The organism is Bradyrhizobium sp. 170, from assembly GCF_023101085.1.
Classification (GTDB): Bacteria; Pseudomonadota; Alphaproteobacteria; order Rhizobiales; family Xanthobacteraceae; genus Bradyrhizobium.
The window spans coordinates 1,765,315-1,783,726 of the sequence record NZ_CP064703.1 but is presented as its reverse complement, the minus strand read 5'-3'; the positions used below and the strand labels follow the sequence as shown (position 1 = coordinate 1,783,726).

Annotated in this window: 10 protein-coding genes and 1 pseudogene; 4 read left to right on the top strand and 7 right to left on the bottom strand. The window is 57.7% G+C overall.

Going from position 1 to position 18,412, the window contains the following annotated elements; genetic code table 11:
* Position 1 precedes the first annotated feature (1 nt).
* A pseudogene (locus tag IVB05_RS08490) lies at positions 2-262 on the bottom strand (transposase); the annotation flags it as partial.
* A gap of 840 nt (positions 263-1,102) precedes the next feature.
* On the opposite strand from IVB05_RS08490, the gene hemN reads away from it, so the two are divergent.
* The 3 genes from hemN to IVB05_RS08475 all read left to right on the top strand — a co-directional run bounded on the left by hemN (position 1,103) and on the right by IVB05_RS08475 (position 5,649).
* On the top strand, positions 1,103-2,437 hold the full coding sequence (gene hemN / locus IVB05_RS08485) for an oxygen-independent coproporphyrinogen III oxidase (protein WP_247783841.1): 1,335 nt from the start codon (positions 1,103-1,105) through the stop codon (positions 2,435-2,437).
* Between the two features lie 231 nt (positions 2,438-2,668).
* Complete coding sequence (locus IVB05_RS08480; RefSeq protein WP_247519344.1) at positions 2,669-2,818, top strand: hypothetical protein; 150 nt, start codon at positions 2,669-2,671, stop codon at positions 2,816-2,818.
* A gap of 1,277 nt (positions 2,819-4,095) precedes the next feature.
* Positions 4,096-5,649: a carbohydrate porin gene (locus IVB05_RS08475; RefSeq protein ID WP_247519345.1), complete on the top strand. Its 1,554-nt coding sequence runs from the start codon at positions 4,096-4,098 to the stop codon at positions 5,647-5,649.
* A 784-nt stretch (positions 5,650-6,433) separates the two neighbouring features.
* Here the strand turns inward: IVB05_RS08475 and IVB05_RS08470 are convergent.
* From IVB05_RS08470 to IVB05_RS08460, 3 genes are all read right to left on the bottom strand, one after another.
* A complete protein-coding gene (locus IVB05_RS08470; protein WP_247783840.1) occupies positions 6,434-7,363 on the bottom strand; it encodes a TauD/TfdA family dioxygenase in 930 nt (309 codons plus the stop codon).
* Between the two features lie 449 nt (positions 7,364-7,812).
* Complete coding sequence (locus IVB05_RS08465) at positions 7,813-8,649, bottom strand: right-handed parallel beta-helix repeat-containing protein (RefSeq protein WP_247783839.1); 837 nt, start codon at positions 8,647-8,649, stop codon at positions 7,813-7,815.
* Between the two features lie 118 nt (positions 8,650-8,767).
* Complete coding sequence (locus IVB05_RS08460; RefSeq protein WP_247783838.1) at positions 8,768-9,109, bottom strand: hypothetical protein; 342 nt, start codon at positions 9,107-9,109, stop codon at positions 8,768-8,770.
* 925 nt (positions 9,110-10,034) lie between these two features.
* On the opposite strand from IVB05_RS08460, the gene IVB05_RS08455 reads away from it, so the two are divergent.
* Positions 10,035-10,661, top strand: coding sequence for an FMN-binding negative transcriptional regulator (locus tag IVB05_RS08455; RefSeq protein ID WP_247519348.1), 627 nt, complete (start codon positions 10,035-10,037; stop codon positions 10,659-10,661).
* Between the two features lie 488 nt (positions 10,662-11,149).
* On the opposite strand, the gene IVB05_RS08450 is transcribed toward IVB05_RS08455, so the two are convergent.
* The 3 genes from IVB05_RS08450 to IVB05_RS08440 form a co-directional block, all read right to left on the bottom strand.
* On the bottom strand, positions 11,150-16,699 hold the full coding sequence (locus IVB05_RS08450) for an AAA family ATPase (protein ID WP_247783837.1): 5,550 nt from the start codon (positions 16,697-16,699) through the stop codon (positions 11,150-11,152).
* Between the two features lie 1,117 nt (positions 16,700-17,816).
* The gene (locus tag IVB05_RS08445; protein ID WP_247519350.1) at positions 17,817-18,128 is read right to left on the bottom strand and encodes a hypothetical protein; all 312 of its coding nucleotides are present in this window, start codon (positions 18,126-18,128) and stop codon (positions 17,817-17,819) included.
* The gene (locus IVB05_RS08440; protein ID WP_247519351.1) at positions 18,121-18,258 is read right to left on the bottom strand and encodes a hypothetical protein; all 138 of its coding nucleotides are present in this window, start codon (positions 18,256-18,258) and stop codon (positions 18,121-18,123) included. The genes IVB05_RS08445 and IVB05_RS08440 overlap by 8 nt, the downstream gene beginning before the upstream one ends.
* Positions 18,259-18,412: the final 154 nt, after the last annotated feature.

Below are 18,412 nucleotides of genomic sequence, written 5' to 3'. Positions count from 1 at the left end.
AATCGTTCTCCAGCGTCAACTCGCCGATCTTGGCGTGCAGCGACTTCACGTCGACGGTGGGTTCGGCGATCCGACTCCCGCCGCCCGGACCGAAAACATCGGCAGCGCTGCCTTCGAGCTGGGCCTTCCACGATGTGATCTGATTGGGGTGAACGTCGAACTGCTCCGCTAGTTGCGCCAGCGTGCGGTCACCCTTGACGGCGGCAAGCGCCACCTTCGCCTTGAAAGCCGGAGTGTGGTTCCGCCGTGCTCGTCTGCTCATCGTCTCTCCTGATTCGCGGGTCAATCTTGCCCGCCGTCAGGCAGAAACTCCACTTATCGCACTGTTCAGATTTGCGGGACCAGCTCAAAGCTCAGCCTTGGAGCAACTTCACGGGCCGCCGAGCTCTCGAGATCTTGTCTGACGTCGGTTAAAAAATAGACTCCTGCAGTGCCCAGACACACGAAGACGACCACCACCCACCAAAGGTGCATTGACGATCTGTGCAAAACCGGTGGCAAGTCTGAAACGGCTGTTCAATTGCATCGATCACTTCTCGCTCGCCTACGCGGCTCATTGCTTTTTCCATACCAACTCGAGAACACACTCACGCCAACAGCCGTTGCGCCGCGCGACACCAACGACCCTCGCATTGGTGAAGTTCGACTACGTACCGGGATGTCCCCGAGCCGGCGCAGGATCCCTCGGTGAATGGGGAATACGCCAGGCAGAAGTCAACTACCAACCTTGTCAGTTGATGGAGACTGCGGGTACGTATCAATCTTGGTCTATGAACCTCGCACGAGTCAGGTCGTGGAGCAGTTCGAGCTCTAGCAGCGTCAACGGGCCTGGTCGATGTCTCGTTGGCGAAGGTCGGAGATTGGCGAACCGGAGTTGGATCTGGGGCCCCGTCGTGGCCGTGTTGATTCGAGTATCTCGCTGCAGCAATTGTTCTCTGTCTTCGAGAGGAACGGCTTGCTAGCCCACACCGTGTTTCGTCAGCAGATCGGCCGTCACGCAAGCTCCCAATTCTCCAGCGACATTCCGGAGTACTGTCGGCAAAAAGGAATGCAAAAGACTTCGCTTGCGACCACAAATTTCGTAAACATAGGATAACAATCGTTGCAGACCTCGGTCCTGGAAAAATATTGCGATGCCCGCCTTCCTTGGTACACCATCTATCCAACTGTAGCCCAGTTCTCCACGGTGGTCGGCGCCGAAGCCTCTGAGAAATGGCTGCAGCGCCTGCCGGTTAATGAGTCCGTATCGCTCTATTTCCACGTTCCGTTCTGTCGATCGATTTGCTGGTATTGCGGCTTCGCTCGAAGCATCACTCGCCGGGATTCACCCATCCTAGAATTTTTGGCGGTTCTTCGCAGGGAGATCGAGTTGGTCGCGGCGCAGGTGCCGCAACGGCTGCCTGTGAGCGACGTGCACTTCGGCGGTGGAACGCCGACCCTCATCGAGCCCGCGCAGTTCGGAGCACTGATGGAACTTCTGCGCCGCAGCTTTGCGGTTTCGAAAACGGCCGCCATCGCTGTTGAGATCGACCCGCGCACGTTCACGCTAGCCACATCCGAAGCGTTAGCGGCTGCCGGCGTGAACCGCGCGAGCTTGGGCGTCCAGAGCTTCGATCCAATTGTTCAAAAGGCCATTAACCGGGTTCAGAGTGAGGCACAAATAGAGCGCGCTGTCGAAACGCTGCGGCAGCATGGAATAATCCGCATCAACTTCGACCTCATCTACGGTCTGCCAAATCAGACGGTGCAGTCCTGCGTTCAGACCGCGACTACGGCGGTGGCCATGCGACCAGACCGGCTTGCGGTATTCGGCTACGCGCACGTTCCTTCCTTTAAGAAGAATCAGCGCCTGATCGACGAGGCAGCGCTGCCAGACACTCCTGCCCGTGCGGAACAGGCGGCGGCGATGGCCAATACACTGATTGCTGCGGGCTACCGCCAAATCGGACTCGACCATTTCGCCTTGCCGGACGATGAGCTCGCGCTGGCGCGGAAAACCGGTCGCCTGCGGCGGAACTCACTGGGTTACTCGGCCGACACCTGCCATAAAGTCATCGGCTTCGGCCCGTCGGCCATCGGCCGCCTTGGCGACGGTTACGTCCAGAACGAAGTTGCAGCGGGTTCTTACAGCGACCAAATCAATGCCGGCCGTCTGGCGACGTCAAAGGGCTACTGTCTCAGCCTCGAAGACCGCGTCCGGGCCGCAATCATCGAGCGGCTGATGTGCGATTTCGAGGTCGACGTTGCGGCAATTTGCATTACTCATGGATTTGACCCGGTCCCTTTCCTCGGTTCACCCGAACGCTTGGCAATGCTCGCCGAGGATGGGATCGTGGAGGTGGAAAAGGGATTCATCCGCGTGAGGCAGGAGCATCGTTTTCTAACTCGCGCTGTGGCGTCCGCATTCGATGCATATCTTGGCACGCCGCTCTGTTAAGACCAGCCAAGGAGCGGTGATCGTATGAATGCATTATCTTCCGTTACGCGCCAGAAGCCCGGGTAACGAGTTTCGCTCACCTGGTGCACTCACGTACAGCGCCAAATTCGTAAAGGACGCCGTGCGCAGCTGCGCGACGAGAGCCGCCCCGGCCCTAGCCGCGAAGACGGCTGGGCGAGTTGCTGCCGGGAATTGGACGCCCCCAACTGCAACGCAGTCCGCTCAAGCGGCGTGACCGACAAAGTTCATCACATCACCACCATTGCCCGTATGGCCGCGGACTTCGACCAGGATGACGACTGGCTGCGGGACGTCGCCAACAAAATGGCGATCGAGGACGGCTTCATCTGGGTCTACCGCGTCGGAGAAGATGAGATCTAGGCGTTCAGCGACTTCGGTATCGAAAACCTGATCGAGCTCGTCCGGATGTACGAAGATATTCGAGCTGACTCAAGCGCTGGCGGCCCGGGATACCGCAATCAGCCCGCGGTCTACGCTGGATACGAACTCCCAGCAAAGCGGAGCGCTTCGTGGTGATGCACGACGGATCCTATTGATGTGCATGGTCGCCGCTCGAGCGGGATCGCCACGGACCGCCGCGTGCAATCCAGAGCAGCAACTCGTCGACGCGATGAGCGCTAGACCAAAGAGCACAAAAGGACCAGCGCCGGCGCGACACGGCGCCAACGGTAATCCAGCACGAAAGTTAGAACCGGATCCCGCGGGATCACGGCCTCGAAACAATCATTTCCCGTAAGAGCCTCGCGCAACCGGAACCGAAGCGACCTTCCAGAATGGCGCCCCTCGATGCTGCCATACCGGAGTTCGTCCCTGACGCCGGGACGGTCTCGCGCCGAGCGGCACGATACCTGCGATTCGCGCAGCGAGGCCGACGTCCCGCGCCCGGTCAACCTACCAAACCTAGCAATTGATGGAGATGACGGACACATGCCAGTCAGTGCCGGTGAAACTCGCTCGGGCCACATCAAGGACGAAGTCGCGATGCGATATAGATCCGGTAAATCCAATCGAGCTGATGGATGTTCTGTCTCGTCCCGCAGCTATCAAAACGCCTCCAATCGCGCTCTCCATCTTCCCATGAGAGCCAATCAAGGCCTCATGCCGGCCTCAGCGAGCTTACGGACGTCAAACAATGTTAGCCCCTTCTGCCCGCCTGTGCTTCATCCCATGGACCGAGCTGCGGGCGGCGTTTCTAGGGTCTGGCGTGTTGTTATGCGAGCTCAGCTACTGGCCTACTGGCGCGGCTCTGTGTTGAAGAACATCCTCGTGGCAGCGGATTTGTCGCGAGAATCCCTGGGCTCCGTGCGCTGGCCGCCAATCTGTTGCTAGCGAACGCTCACATCGAGCAGGCCACTCTCCGTGTCGACACGGTGCAGCAGATGCTTGCATTCGATTAGCGATGGAGCGGCTGGGTTGCGTCGCGCTGGGTACCCGCCACGTTGGCCAGCAGTGGTGATAGCGCGGAAGGCTGAGCGGGTCTCGTTGGCATAGAGATGCCGCCTGGCCTCAAGCGTCACCTAGACCGCCTTGAGCCCAAAGGATCGAGAACCGCTCTAGGCCGTCAGGTGGAAGTGCACCTTATTCAAATCACGGACGTGGAAATCACGATGCATTGTTGCGGAATAGCGCCAGTATCCATGCGGGCATACTCGGCTGGCGTAGTTGCTTTCATCTCTCGACCAAGTGCGAAGCCAAGAGGGCGTATTCTCCTTTCCCTGATAGCTAGTCTTGCCGGCAGTTCGGCGGCGGCACAACCTGGCGATGTCTCTGGCCCTAGAAGTCAGAGCCCCGATGAGCTAGCCAAGGCAAGAAGCCAAACAATTTCGAATCCGGCCATAACCTTCCGAAGCGGCCGGCCCAAAGGAGCAGCGCGCCTTGCTGGGAACTCGCTGCCAAAAGCAGCTAGGTCTACCACAAAGCGCGATAGTGCGGAGGACATCGCCAAGAGCAGGGGTCAAAAGCAGATTGACCCATTCGCAAAATTCGAGAATCTCCGCGAAAAAGGTGCGGCGTTCACTGGGCCTGGTCCTGCGGACACGATAGATCAGGATACAGCTTCTGTCAGATCCGAGCTTTCGGATCTCGGGATTGGATTCGCTGGCTGGACCCTAAACACGTTTGTCAACAATCAACTCGGTAATGCCGCCAGAAGCACCATCGCCAATCAACAATATGTCGGCCAGAATCCGACATTTAGTACGGTCAACTCTATGATCGTGACCTATGACCTCGCTCGGTTTGGAATTCCCGACGGTCAGATCGTCGTGGGAGCCGAGCATCAATATTGGACATGGAAGAGCGCCGGGCCAGACCGACTGGGAATCAATGCAGTTTCTTACTATCAAACGTTCTTCGACAGGAAGATCGAACTCAAAGTGGGTTACCTCAGAAACCAACATGAGTTTGCGGGTGCCGGAGAAAAAGTTTTTGGACCCTCGTCGAAGATGCTGTTCCAAGCGGGCATGAGCAACAATTGGGCGCCAACGCCGGCTCTTAATCTGAAATACAATTTTGACGATCGCTTATATAACAAGCTCTCAATCCAGCGCTCGCTCAGTCCAGCCGGTCAATATACGCATGTAAGTGAAAATCCCACTGGCTTGAACTGGAGCACGCGCGACGCGGGCATTCTTTTACTTGATGAAGTTTGCTATAAGAACAAGCCTACTCCCGGGGTACCCGAGACTTGGCTGCGGGCTGGCGCGGGCTTTAACAACAGCAGCTACACGGACCTACAGCATCCGACGCAACCGACAGCCAAGGCGAACAGCGTCTACTATGTAGCTGCGGACAGGCAATTCTGGCAGTCTGCCGTCCACGGCTCGGCATCTCGCGGAATCTATGGCGGGTTCTCTGCGATGTACGCTCCGCCTGACCTAAATAGGGCTAGTCAGTACTACGAGCTTCGCCTGTATGCGAAGGGCCTGTTTGACAGCCGGCCCACTGATCAGATGAGTCTTGTTGTCAACAACACCATCTGGAGCCATTTCGCGGTGGACGCTGCACTGGGGAAAGAGCAGCTGGCGCACCGGGACAGCACAGCAATTTCGGGACTGTATACGGCGCATCTGGCGCCCGGGATATATACAACCGTAGGACTGACGTACATCAATCACCCGACAAGCATTACCTACACGCCGCAAACAGGACACGCCCTGAATATATTGGTATCTACGTCGGTATTCTTCTAGGCTCTCAGGACTGCGCGTGAATTCACCGTCATGTAGTCGATATGACAATCGCCCTTTTCAACGGCTTGGGCCACGCATCACGGCGATTTTGGTATCCGCTGTGCTCCTGACGCGAAGCCGGATACCGCGTAAATTGAGCCGTGATATCCAACGTAGCATGCTGTTGGGAATGGTAGGTTGGAGCCTTTGCTGCTTCGGTCTACGAGCGATAGGCCGACGTCGTACTTGCGCAAGAGCTATACCCTCCGGCCGCGGAATGATCTCCGATGCTCATTTGTTTAATCGAGTGCTAAGCTTGCGGCAGCGACATTGCTTTTGGATGGTTGCCCGTGCTGCTCGTCAGACTCGCGTCCGAGCTCGTACTCTGCCATGACAAGCCGAAATCGTGCCCTCGGAGCTTAGTTCACCGCGAAGAGGTGTGGTAAGCGGAACCGCGACACAGATGCCAAAGCTAGCCAACTACGGCAATCGCTATATCTGTCCGACGGTCGTGGCGCTGGCCGAAAGGCGATGCGCAAGGTCGGCGGAAACGTGCCCCCCCTTCCGCGGCAAATCGACCGGACGCGGCCGGATGACTTGCGCCACTCGAATGCTGACTCATTTTCGCCGGGTCGAGATGAGCTTTAGCATCTTGCTTCAGCAAGGAGGTCGCCTCCCGAGTCTGCGGCGCGTTAGCCCTCCCATCCAATTGCGCGTGGCGTTCTGCTGGGTTCACTTCTCTTCTCAAACATCTATTCGCGCGAAGATAAGAGCAGTGCATTATCGGTGAATCTGCCGAGCCTTGCTAGGCAACCTTCGTGGACGGGTGCTTCGTCGTCTTGAGGCGCGTTACACTGCATCGACCGTCGACGCTGACGGGCGCGTCACCATCGATTGTGGCACGATGAACGACGCGATGCTGGTCACCGTAATCGTTGACAGCATAATGCTGCGTTGCGCGGTTATCCCAGATCGCGACATCGCCTTCTTTCCAGCTCCAGCGTACGGTGTTTTCGGGTGCCGTGATATGAGACTGGAATAGATCAAACAGCTTCTGACCGTCGCGTTTTGGGATATCAATAAACCTTTGCACCAGATCGCCGAGCACCAGCGCGCGCTCGCTGGTCTCGGGATGTACACGGACCACCGGGTGCTCCGTCTCATAGATCGTTTTCGTAAAGACCTCATCAAAATGCTTCTGGTCGATTTCGCGAACACGGCAGGTCCCGGCGTAGTCAAAGGCGTTGCTGTGAACGGTCCAGAGTTCGTCGGCAAGCCGTTGGAGCGGCCGCGGCAGATCCAGATAGGCGGCCACAGCGTTCGACCAAATCGTATCGCCACCGGACGATGGGACCACAATGGCTCGCAGCACCGCAAGTCTAGGATACGCCGCGAGAAAGGTTCCATCGGCGTGCCATACATCAGCCCGGCTACCTCCGCGCGCGGAATCAAGCTCGATGATCGAGGTCGTTCCATTGATCGTACCGAGTGTCGGATGCGGCACCAGCCTTCCCAAACAGGCAGCAAAACGCTCCTGCTCCGCGTCATCAAGATGCCCCTGATCGCGGAAGAAGATCACCTTGTGTTCGAGCAGCAACCTGTTGATCCCAGCGATGGTTTGGCTCGGTAAATCACCCGAGAGCTTGATATTTCTAATTTCAACACCGATGCGCGCTGCGCGCTTGACGACGTCGGTCAGTGGAATGACACTCTCGGTCGAAGCCGTTTGTTTCATTGCGAATTTTTCCAAGTTTTGCGGATTCTTCAAGCGGACAAGGGCGCGTGTCACTCGGTTTCGAAGGCGAGCCTCGCGCTACGGGTACTCTCGAGCAAGCACCATGCCAGTCGGAAAGCCGAGCTGTGAACGTCCGTCAGGTACCGGATCGGATTTGAGTCGAACAGTTTGCCAGGAACTCGATGCCACCTCCCATCCTCTTTCCAACGCCACCCGGGGTCGGCGGCGAAAGGCATAGGGCGCATAATCGACAGGAAATGTACCGCTCGGCACCCGAAGAGAAAGGCCATACGGTCCTCGTGCAACGTCGAGTAGCCAGCTGTGCGTGCTGTTCTCGTCCAGTATGCGCCCTCCGCTTAACAGTTTGCGGCAATCGGCCAGTCTCGAGCCGCCTCTGCAAACGGGCCATCACCGGCTCTCAAGGTGTTCGGGACCTGCCCTGGCCGTGATCACTGCCGAAACATCATCGACTGGAAATGGAAGAGGAATAGATGACCTTGGAAGAGCTCCAAACGATTGAACACGGCATTATCCAGGCGAAAGCCATTGATCCGCGGCACTGGGATCGCGATGTTCTCGATGCACCGACGTCCGAGCACGGTGAGGCAGATGTTCTGCACGGTCCCGCTGGGTTTGCCCAAGAAGCCAAAGATATGTCCACTACCAGTCTTTATAGGTGTTTCAATGTTGTCAAAGTAGTTGCCCTCGATCAGTGCTTGCACAGATGGTCCAGCATCCACTGCATGGAAGAATCCGCCGCTCTGTTGCGCATGCGTGTTGTGGAAGTAATTGTTAAGGAGATGAATAATAGCCTGCGCACCGTCAATGTGCGGCGCCCGCCCTGAGATCTCATGGAAATAGTTATTTGCGATGGTGATCGTCTGCAGGACACCAAGAAACAGGAGATTCCAATAGTGCTCCCCGTTACAATAGAAGGAATAGGTATCGCTGCCATCGAAGTCGTTCCAGGAAATCGTAATATTCGTCGTAGGGCCAGAGCCGCCGGCAATCATCTGCCGCCCGCTATTATGAAATCGGTTGTGACCGATCCAAACCAGGTCGGCTCGTGCAATTGCAATAGCATCGCCGGCAAATATCACGCCTTGATTGATATCACTGATGGTCAGGTTGCGAATAACGACGTTGCTGACCCCATTTAGGCGCAGCCCCTTCCCTTTGATTGTAGCGCTCGGGCCAACGCCGATCACCGTCTTGTTTGAGCCAATCTCCGGGCGCGGCCCTGTCGAAGCCGACCAATGTCTTCTCCTTGCCATCGCAATGCGCATCGTTGCCATCCATAAGGAGAAGGGACTCACGGTTGTAAGGTGCCGAACAAGCACGGCCGTATTGGCAACCCTGCCCCTCGCCTTTGCCCTTTCGTACCGGTAAAGTCTATGGTTCCGGCTACCTGGATCTCGCGCGGACTATTGTCATTGCAGTGCCGAAGCTGTACGAACGACACAACTCATACTTCAGAGCTTTGGTTGATCTGACCTGAACTACCTCGCCTCCACGGCCGCCCGTCGCTGCAGAGCTAAAGCCCTTGAGGGCTTCCGATCGCACATTGTTCGATCCGAGCACGGAAGAGACGCCGACGACGACAGCAAGTCCACCGAGCACGCGCAACGACCGCTTGATGTGCTTCATCGTTTCCTTCATAGGCATGTGCTCTCTCTTACCCAGAAAATCCGCACGAGGACTTGAACTCTCGAACTCAAATGCTGAACTGAAATAGGCCATCAGCATGCGGCGTTAACGCCATCAGATCGTCCTCAATAAGGCAGGATCGGAATATCGGAACCATGCTACGCAACAGCCGAAGTGTGCAGCCGCAGGCTCCGCATCAGCTGTGATGGATCTGGGTAGCCATTGAGCCAATCACGGCCGATGAAAGCAGCGCTCGATGCTTCGAGACCCCGTCAGAGGAATACTGTAGGGTGCAACACGTCTGGCCTGGGCGGATTGGCCGTCCCTCCTGACGTTTTGCTGGACCGGCGGGAGGGCGCTCGAGCTCTTCGGCATTTTCGACCAGCACCAGAACGCGTGGTGCATGATAATTCGCATCCCGCGGGAAACAGATACGCGGCGCGGCTGGGATCCTCGTCTTCCTGGATTGCACGTCGGATGTCAGGCCCCTTCTTCTGCGATATAGATGGGCGAGATTGGGCCCGTATGTCGCGTGCCAGACACATCACACGGACGGACGCCTCCTATCGACTTCATGACCGGCAATCATCACGCCGCCGGAATGGCTACGATTTCCTTGTTTTTGATATGTCCGTCCAGTGCCGGGGCGGATCTAGCACAGCCAGTCACCGCCAACCTGCGACTCGCGGCGCGGCGAGCTGATGCGGCAAGGGCTCAGCCACAATTCTGGTCGTCCCACTCATAGCCCTAAGGTGAAGCTGCTCATGTGCTGCAGTCATCGCCACGAAGAGCGGAATTCGTCTGCAAGCGGCGCGTGGAAGGCAACGGCTGGCCAGCGTGCAAACGCACCCTCCGATCTGCACCTTCGACGCATCATAGGTTTACCGCCCCCAGGGGCCTACCGCGCGCGGAGGAATGAAACTACCCACCAAAACTGATTGTTTTTGTGATCCAGCATGAGGCGTACCCCAGTCCGAATCATGAGTCGCCCGGCTTTCCGTCGGGCTGCCGGGGAGCTCCGCCGATGTACACGCCGCCCTCCTTCCAAGTTGTCGATATCACCGACGTTCATCGGACGATGCGCGAGGCACGCTCGGCGACACTGATCACCGCTACTCACGAAGGGCTTGTTGGAACGATGCTGCCCGTAGTACTCGACGAGAGCGAAGGCTCCATGGGCACGATTTACGCCCACGTGGCGCGTGCGAATCCGCAGTGGAAGCTGACACCGACTGGCGAGGCGATGGCCATTTTCGCTGGGGCGGAGGCCTATGTCAGGCCCTCCTGGTACGTGACCAAGCACGAGAGAGGCGAGGCCGTACCGACGTGGAACTATGTCGCTGTGCATGCCTACGGGCCGGTCGAATTCTTCGATGATGCCGATCGGCTGCGAAAGGTGGTCACGCGACTGACCGATGTGCATGAGCGCTCGGGCAAAGACCGCTGGGCGGTGTCTGACGCCCCTGCCGATTTCATCAAAACGGAGCTTAAGGGGATTGTCGGTCTGCGATTGCAAATTACACGGCTCAATGGCACGCGGAAGATGAGCCAGAACCGCAACGCGGCGGATCGCGCCGGTGTCATCGAGGGGCTATCGAAGAGCGACCGTGACGAAGACCGTCGTGTGGCTCACCTCATTGCGAAAGGATGACGAACCCGAACGACGTATTGTGAACGACGCGGTATCACCGGATTTTCTCCATATCCTCGACTGCTCTCCTTCTGGACAGCGATGCGCCGGCGGCGGTCGGTTCCTGCTCGCGTCAGGTGCTTTTACAGAGCACAGAAAACCATACACGACGCCTCGCCTGTGCGTCACCTATTGCGAGCGGCAGCAGCGGCGCGAGGCCCCGAGGCCAGTCCGGAGAAGAAGAGCGGTACACCGGTTGCAATCCGGGGGCTGCTTCGGGGCGCATTACAGGAATGCTCTGCATTGAGATCGGATTCAAGGGGGCTGCGCCGGCTCCACTGTTGTCAAAGCAAACCAGTTTAGCATGGAATCTTGCGACTGGCGCTAACTGATCCGCCACACTGAAACTCTGCGCAGCCACAAGCGAAGGTTGCATGCAATTAAAGTAAATCTCCGCATTGATATCGCCCTTCCGACTCAAACAAAGATGCTTTGGAAGGCGATTGCCGTCATTCTCTCGAACACTGCGTATGCGCAGCCGGCATGCTGAACTGAAAGACGGCCCCGCGAGGATCATTGGCGCCCGCCCACATCCGGCCCCCGTGCGCCTCAATAATAGAATGGCAAATGGCCAGCCCCATGCCCATGCCTTCGGACTTGGTGGTGTAAAACGCCTCGAACACGCGGTCAGCACTGTTTGGATCGAGTCCTGGACCCGTATCCCGAAAAGTAACCAATACGTTATTCGAGCCATCTGTCCGCGCACTGATCAGTAACTCGCGGTCACCTTCGTTGATCTCGCTCATGGCCTCGATGGCGTTCGTGATCAAATTGAGAAGCACCTGCCGGACCTGGACGCGATCTGCCCAGACAAGCGGCAACGCCTCAGGCCGTCGCGTTTGCACCCATACATCATTTTTTGCAAGTTCCGCGCGAACTAGGGCCAGCACCTCTAAGATCAATTCGTCAATTGCGAGAAGCTCCGTTTGCATAGGAGCCTTATTCATAAGAGCGCGGATCCGACGGATCACGTTCCCTGCGCGCATACTGTCACGGATAATCAAACCGAAGGTCTGCCGAACTTCTTCCAGATTTGGCGGTTGAGCACCGAGCCAATTTAGCCCCGCCCCCGCATTACTGCTGATGGCGGCAATCGGCTGGTTGACCTCATGGGCGATTGAGGCGGCCAGCTGTCCCATTGTCGTGAGCCGATTGGCGTGTGCCAGCCCCATCAGAGTCTCGCGATACCGTCGTTCGCTTTCACGGGCTTCCGCTTCCGCTCTCTTTCGCTCTGTCAGGTCGAGGACGAAGCCAACACCTTGGTCGTCTCGCGCATCGAATACGGCGAGGCCAATTAACACCGGCACGCGGCTGCCATCCTTGCGGACATACTCTTTCTCGAACTGCTGAACAGCTCCGGTCCGTTTTGCTTCTGTTCCAGCATCCAGTGTGCGCTCGCGCCATTCTGGCGGTGTCAGGTCGAGACCGTTCACTCGCCCCGCGACGAGATCCTCTCGGTCGTATCCAACCATCGTGAGGAAGGTTTGATTTGCCTCGATGATCTCGCCTCCTTCGCGAATGATAAATATTCCGATGATGTTAGCGTCGAATAAGCGCCGGATTTTCGACTCCCGTTGCTGAACTTCGCTGTACAACCGGCTGTTTTCCAGCGCTGTTGCAGCTTGCGAGGCAAGCATTTTCAGCACCGAGTTGCGGGCAGCCGAGAATATGCGCGCGGCGAGATTATTCTCCAGATAAAGTACGCCGATCAGCTTGCCCTGTGTGATCAGTGGCAGGCAAAGAATAGAACGCGCTTTGCGCTCGCGGATATACGGATCTTCCGCAAATGAAGGCTCGGCGGCAGCATCATCGAGAATGACGTTTTCGCGGACACGTAGGACGAAATGCAGCACGGACTCGGGAAGCGCCCTCGGAGTTACGGGCTGTTCATTCACCTTTACAAGCAGCGCATCCGCTACCGTTGTGGCTTCCGCCTCGATCCGTGGCTCGCCTCCATGCAGCAGAATTAACAAACCTCGTTCGGCGCCGGCCTGCTCAATGGCAGTCCGCATAAGCGTGTCGATTAGTTTTTGAAGAACAATCTCGCCGGAAATCGCCTGGGACACTTTTGTCACCGTCGCGAGGTCAAGATGCTCAACCGGAGCTCCGATCCTCATTCCATTCACGGCAGGAGTGGTCTCCTCATGGCTGAGATGGGGATTCAGCTCGTCGAGCTGACGCACTTTGCCATCTGCTCCCCAACGAAGGTAGCCGCGCCGCGCGTCCTGCAGGTAAACCCGGGAGATTCTGTCAAAACCGCGCGCAGCATAAAAGCGCGCTGCAAGTTCGCAAGCGATTCCCTCGTGGTGGGCGAAACCGTTACGTGCTGCGGTCTGGATTGAGTGTTCATACAGTCGCATTGCGTCTGCATCCCGGTATTCCCGCCTTGCAATTTCAGCGCCGACCAAGGCAACCCGATTCTCAAAATTTTCGGGGCAATTCGTCGCCCATATCTGCAGCTGTCTGTAATGGGCATCAATGATATCCCGATGTTGCTGTTGTTCGCTTTCGCCTGGCTTGTCGCAATAACATGAGTGAGACAGCGCACCATAGAAGTGAAACTCCGCGATCAAGGACTCTGTCGGCATGGTCCATAATTTGGGCACCGCCTTGGAGCGAGCATCAACAGCCGCAGCATAATCGCCGGCTAGAAATCGCGCCTGAAGTTTGCGGATCCAGTAGACGGTTTCGCTAGGTGACAGCTCCGGACTCCGAGCCAACGATCGCTCGACGTCTAGCTCGTCAAATTGTTGGTCATCGAAGCAACCGAATGAGCGCGTGAGGCCGCGCATGCTTCTAATGATTGCGAGCTGAGCGGCTACGGCATCAGCAGCAAACTGAACCTTTCTATTCCGAATCGTAGCAAGGCTTTTCTCTATCTCGTTCTGCACCTCTTTCAGGGGATCTCCGGCCATCATCATATTTGAGGTTAGATGAAGCAAGCTGTACGCTTCATAGATGACATCGCCGCTGCTGACCGCAGCTGCGAGCGCTCGCCGGATCAAAACTCGGCCACCTCTTAGGGGCTTCGTCCACGGGATCACGTTGCATCCGAAGGCCAAATAGACGGGAGCCCGAAAACGGGAGAACTCACCGCGATCAACCAGGTCGCAAGCAAGACGACCAAATTTATCAGCTGCTTGGTAGTCACCGAAGCGCCCGGCCAAGATTCGGCCTAGCCATGCGTAATGGGCGCAAGAAGCATCAGTGTTGCCGTATTCGAGGCTGATGATGACAGCTCTGCAGATGACCAAAGCGGATAAATTGGCGTCCGTGAAACCTGCGGGCGGAAGAATCCGCGTCAAGACGGCAAGCGTGGCAAGCGAGGTCTGATCTGTCATTCCAGGCAAACTAGCAAGATCCTCGATTGCGTCGGGCAGCTGTGACCACATCCGCCGATATTCGGCTAATGTTTCCTGGTCCGTCGGATGCTGCGACCACTCGATCCCGACATCGTGAAGATATTCGAGGCCTGTGAGAACTGCCCGCCCGTGCTGACCGAGCGTCAAGTAAAGATCGACCCGCAAACATGCGACCGTTGCTCGTTGGGGCGCGTTCAAGGCGCGCTTCGACAGTGCGGACAGGAGGCTCTCTGCAATCTCCAGCTGGCCTACCAAGAATTCGCATTCGGCCCTGCTTGTCTCCAGTGCGAACGCGAGTTCGTGGCGCCTTCGCCAAGAGTGCTCCGTGAGCAGCGCAGCACCGACGGTGAAATATGTGAGTGCCGAGGCGTAGGCCGCCGACGCCCTGGCCCGCTGCCCTGCGACCAAATTCAGCTCTGCGAGCTGCTCACGCTCCTGACCGGAGGCAATTAGCGCGACACCTCGATTGAGTTGACTGACGACGTCGAAGATAGCCTCTCCGCGTTTGTGCGCAGGGATGTGTGCGGCGAGCATCCGACCGATCCGCAGATGGGCAGGAGCGCGCGAGGATTCCGGCACCAGAAAGTAGGCCGCCTCTTGAACGCGATCGTGGAGGAAGCGGTAGGCTGTTCCGTGGCGCGCGATCATTTCCTGCCGGATCGCCGGCCACAGGGTCGCATGCACCTGCTCCTGCGAAATTTCGAGCACGATCGCAAGCTCCGCCGTCCCGGCGATGTTGCCGAAACAGGCCAGCTGCTGCAGCGCGTCCTGCGTTTCCTCGGGCAGGCGGATGAGCTTGCCGAGCATTAGATCCACGACGTTCTCGGTGTATGCTTTTGCGTGAATGCGCTCGAGATCCCATCGCCAGCGCGCCGGCTCGTGATCGAACGTCAACAGCTGCTCTTCGGCCAGTTCAGAAAGGAATTGAATGGCGAAGAACGGATTACCCATCGTCTTCTGATGCACCAACTTTGCAAGCGGGGCAGCGCGTTTTGGTCCGCAGCGAAGGGTATCCGCGACCAACTGCGCGACATCGTCTGCAGTGAGCGGCGAGAGCGTGATCTCCTCGAAATTTACGTCGGCTCTCCTGATGGAGTCGAGCTTGCGTTTGAGTGGATGGCCTGCATCAAGTTCGTTGCTGCGGTAAGCTCCAATGAGCAGCAGGTGCAGATCCGACTGGGTCAGGAGATCCTCGATCAAGTCGAGCGTTGCGGCATCATGCCACTGCAAATCGTCGAGGAAGAGCACCAATGGATGGGTTCGCCGGGCGAACACACCAATAAAGCGGCGAAGCACCAGCTGGAAACGGATTTGCGCTTGCCGGGCTGGAAGCTCAGCAACCGCGGGCTGCTCGCCAATGATCACGCTCAGATCGGGGATCAATTCGACCATCAGTCGTCCATTCGCGCCGAGCGCCTCCCGGAGCGCTTGCCGCCAGGTGGCGAGTTCGCCCTCACTTTTGCTGAGAAGAGGACGGACAAGACTCTGAAACGTCTGCACTAGCGTCGCATAGGGAACGTCCCGCTTCAGTTGGTCGAATTTGCCTGACACCAACTGCCCGCGCGAGGGCACCAGTACTTTGTGTAGCTCCTGGACAAGCGAAGACTTACCGACACCGGAGTAACCGGCGACGAGCACCAACCTCGGCGCGCCGCTCCTCACCGCGCGATCGAAAGAGGCAAGCAAAGTCTCGATCTGAAGGGCTCTGCCATAGAGCTTCTCGGGGATGAGCAACCGATCAGGTGTGTCCTCTGTGCCGAGCTCAAACGGGTCGATGCGACCGTGGTTGGCCCATGCTGCGAGACAGTGTTGCAGATCGTGCTCAAGGCCAGCGGCAGTCTGGTAGCGTTCCTCGGCGGTTTTCGCGAGGAGTTTCATCACAATCTGAGAGATTGGCTCCGGGAGTTTTTGCGATTTCTCGACGGGCGGTATTGCTTTTCTTGCAATATGACAATGAATCCACTCCAAGGGATCAGAGCCCGTGAACGGCAGCGCGCCGGTCAGCATCTGGTAGAATGTCACGCCAAGTGAATAGAGATCACTGCGACAATCGACCGAGCGATTCATTCGTCCGGTCTGTTCGGGCGCCATGTAGGGCAGCGAGCCGGCGATGAACTCGGCAGGCTCAGGCGGCACGCGCTCGCGGGAAAGACGGGAGGCCAGACCAAACCCAGTGAGTCGCACCTGTTCGTCAGGACAATTGACCAGAATGTGAGCGGGTTTCAGGTCCTTGTGGACCAAGCCGTGCCGGTGAAGCTTGCCCACGGCCCTCGCGATACCAACAGCGAGGCGCAGGAAGCGCTTGGGCTCCATGCGGATCCCGAGTAAATTTAGCAGTGGCTCGCCGCATGGATCCTCCAGGACCAGCATAGTCCGACCAGCTTCCCGGACGAGTTCCAACGGCCGCACCGCCCATGCCTCGTCTAGCTCCTCCCTCAGCTCACACTCATGGGCGAGGCGGTCGAGCGTCGCTGGGTGTTCCGCGATGGGCCGCACGACAAGCACGACAGCCCTGCTGCCGTGGATTTGCCGGCGCCACGCACGGCAGAACGCGCGATCACCGTCCTCCCACAGGGGCTGGATGTCACTGTCGACATTTGAGCCGAACAGAGTTCGGCTGAGGGGGTCCCGCGGCATTTGCCCGCCCGGTCAATAAGGACTGAGCCAAACCTGACACATATGGGGCGAGCTTGTGAAGGGACTTCGCAAAACGGCGCGAGTACCGATCCAGGCCGCCAAAGAGTGGACCGCGGCACGCCAAGATGCGACTTACACACCCAATACGTCACAGCCCGATCGATCCAGCCCACTCCTGCGCGCCGGCCGGGCCTGCACAGCATCGGCGGCGGCGCTCCCGACTAGCTCAGTGTGTGGACGAAGGAATTGTATTTGATAGAGCGGCTCGTGGCCAGTTACCCGACCACCAGCGGCCCACTGCCCGACGTGCAGCAGGGCCCAGATTGCTGCTACCGCTCAAGCAGACAATGACATGTGAAAGCTGATCGGTTTGCCCATGATCGGCACAACGCGCGAGGCCATTGGAACGCCGGCTTCTGACGACTGCATCGGCCTGAGCGTCCGGGGCGCGATGCGCAATGCCATCCCATGAGCCAATTGCGAGATCTCCTGGCGCGAACTGAAGCCCCGAGGGCCACAACTTGCTTCGCACAACGTCGTCCGAGTATGTCTTTCGAGCAAGCGACCATACCATCGACGCGCTCAGTCTTCAGCACCAAACTAACATGGCATGTTGGGCCGAGAAAAGTGTCTAGTTTCGAAGCCGTCCCGGCGCGCACTGTCAGGGCCTTAGCGTGCGCCCGGTCCGTCCCGGCGTTATCTGTGAAATGTTGATCATGCTGTCCCCGTGAAGCAAGCAGCGCGGCGACACTGATGTCGCCGTACCGAGCTAAGGAAGCACAGAGCCTGTGTATCCGACACGATATTGAAGGAGCTCGCCCTACACAATTTTGCAGTTGAGCTCGAACGAAACGAATCCAATGATGCGGCGGCGCGTTTGGATATTGACCGATCAATAACCACAACGCGTGATCGAGCGACTTGAGCCAAAGAACTGAAGCAGCTTCTTGGTAAGGATGAGCTCCTCGAAATCGGATGTACTAAGGCTCGGAGCGAGCGGTCCATTGCAGCAAATCGAACAGCTGGACCTTTCCGCCGCTTCGATGGCTACCCCCGCGGACATAAGCGCGGCCAATATTGCTTTTTCGAGCTGAAACCGCACTGGCGCAGTATTAGCTCAGCCTGTTCCCTTTGAGGCCTGCACCAAGCTGTCGATCTCCGGGCAGGCCCTACATCTGAGGTCGATGCCGGCCGAGGAATACCGAACGGCGGGGCACGATGCCTCTTCACGCTGACCGGCGGAAATGTCGCTTCCCTGGTTGACTATGGTGCGAACCGCTCTGAATGCGATCAGACGATCAGTGAGCTCGGCGATCGCCTTGCTGATATCTGGCATGTCGAACGACCCTTTCTCACAGAAGCCGGTCCCGAGAATTCGCCCACCGTTAACAGCACGGCCGCCAAAGAAGCTTGCTCCACAATCAGCCATGAAGGCGTGCTTCTAAGGCCCGAGGAGAAGCAAGATGCTCGGTCGAGTCGCTGAACATAAACGCCGCAAGGGCGCTCAGGCTAGAAATCCCGCTGACACGCGCGGTGCTGTTTTCGAGATCGACGTTCACTCCTGGCTCCATTGTTGGAAGGCGCCATGCAGTCATCGACTCTGAACCACAGCATCAAGGACAGATCTGCGAGCCACTGTGAGCGAAACCGCGCCTAGAACTATTCTCTTCATTCCTGCTCCCATTGATGGAGCAACTGACCCGCGACAAAGGC

What these genes read in the sequence shown, in the direction of transcription:
- IVB05_RS08455 (WP_247519348.1), top strand. Translation starts at nt 10,035, where the DNA reads ATGTACACGCCGCCCTCCTTCCAAGTTGTCGATATCACCGACGTTCAT.
- IVB05_RS08450 (WP_247783837.1), bottom strand. Translation starts at nt 16,699, where the DNA reads ATGCCGCGGGACCCCCTCAGCCGAACTCTGTTCGGCTCAAATGTCGAC.
- IVB05_RS08445 (WP_247519350.1), bottom strand. Translation starts at nt 18,128, where the DNA reads ATGGCTGATTGTGGAGCAAGCTTCTTTGGCGGCCGTGCTGTTAACGGT.
- IVB05_RS08470 (WP_247783840.1), bottom strand. Translation starts at nt 7,363, where the DNA reads ATGAAACAAACGGCTTCGACCGAGAGTGTCATTCCACTGACCGACGTC.
- IVB05_RS08460 (WP_247783838.1), bottom strand. Translation starts at nt 9,109, where the DNA reads ATGCTGATGGCCTATTTCAGTTCAGCATTTGAGTTCGAGAGTTCAAGT.
- IVB05_RS08475 (WP_247519345.1), top strand. Translation starts at nt 4,096, where the DNA reads ATGCGGGCATACTCGGCTGGCGTAGTTGCTTTCATCTCTCGACCAAGT.
- IVB05_RS08465 (WP_247783839.1), bottom strand. Translation starts at nt 8,649, where the DNA reads ATGCGCATTGCGATGGCAAGGAGAAGACATTGGTCGGCTTCGACAGGG.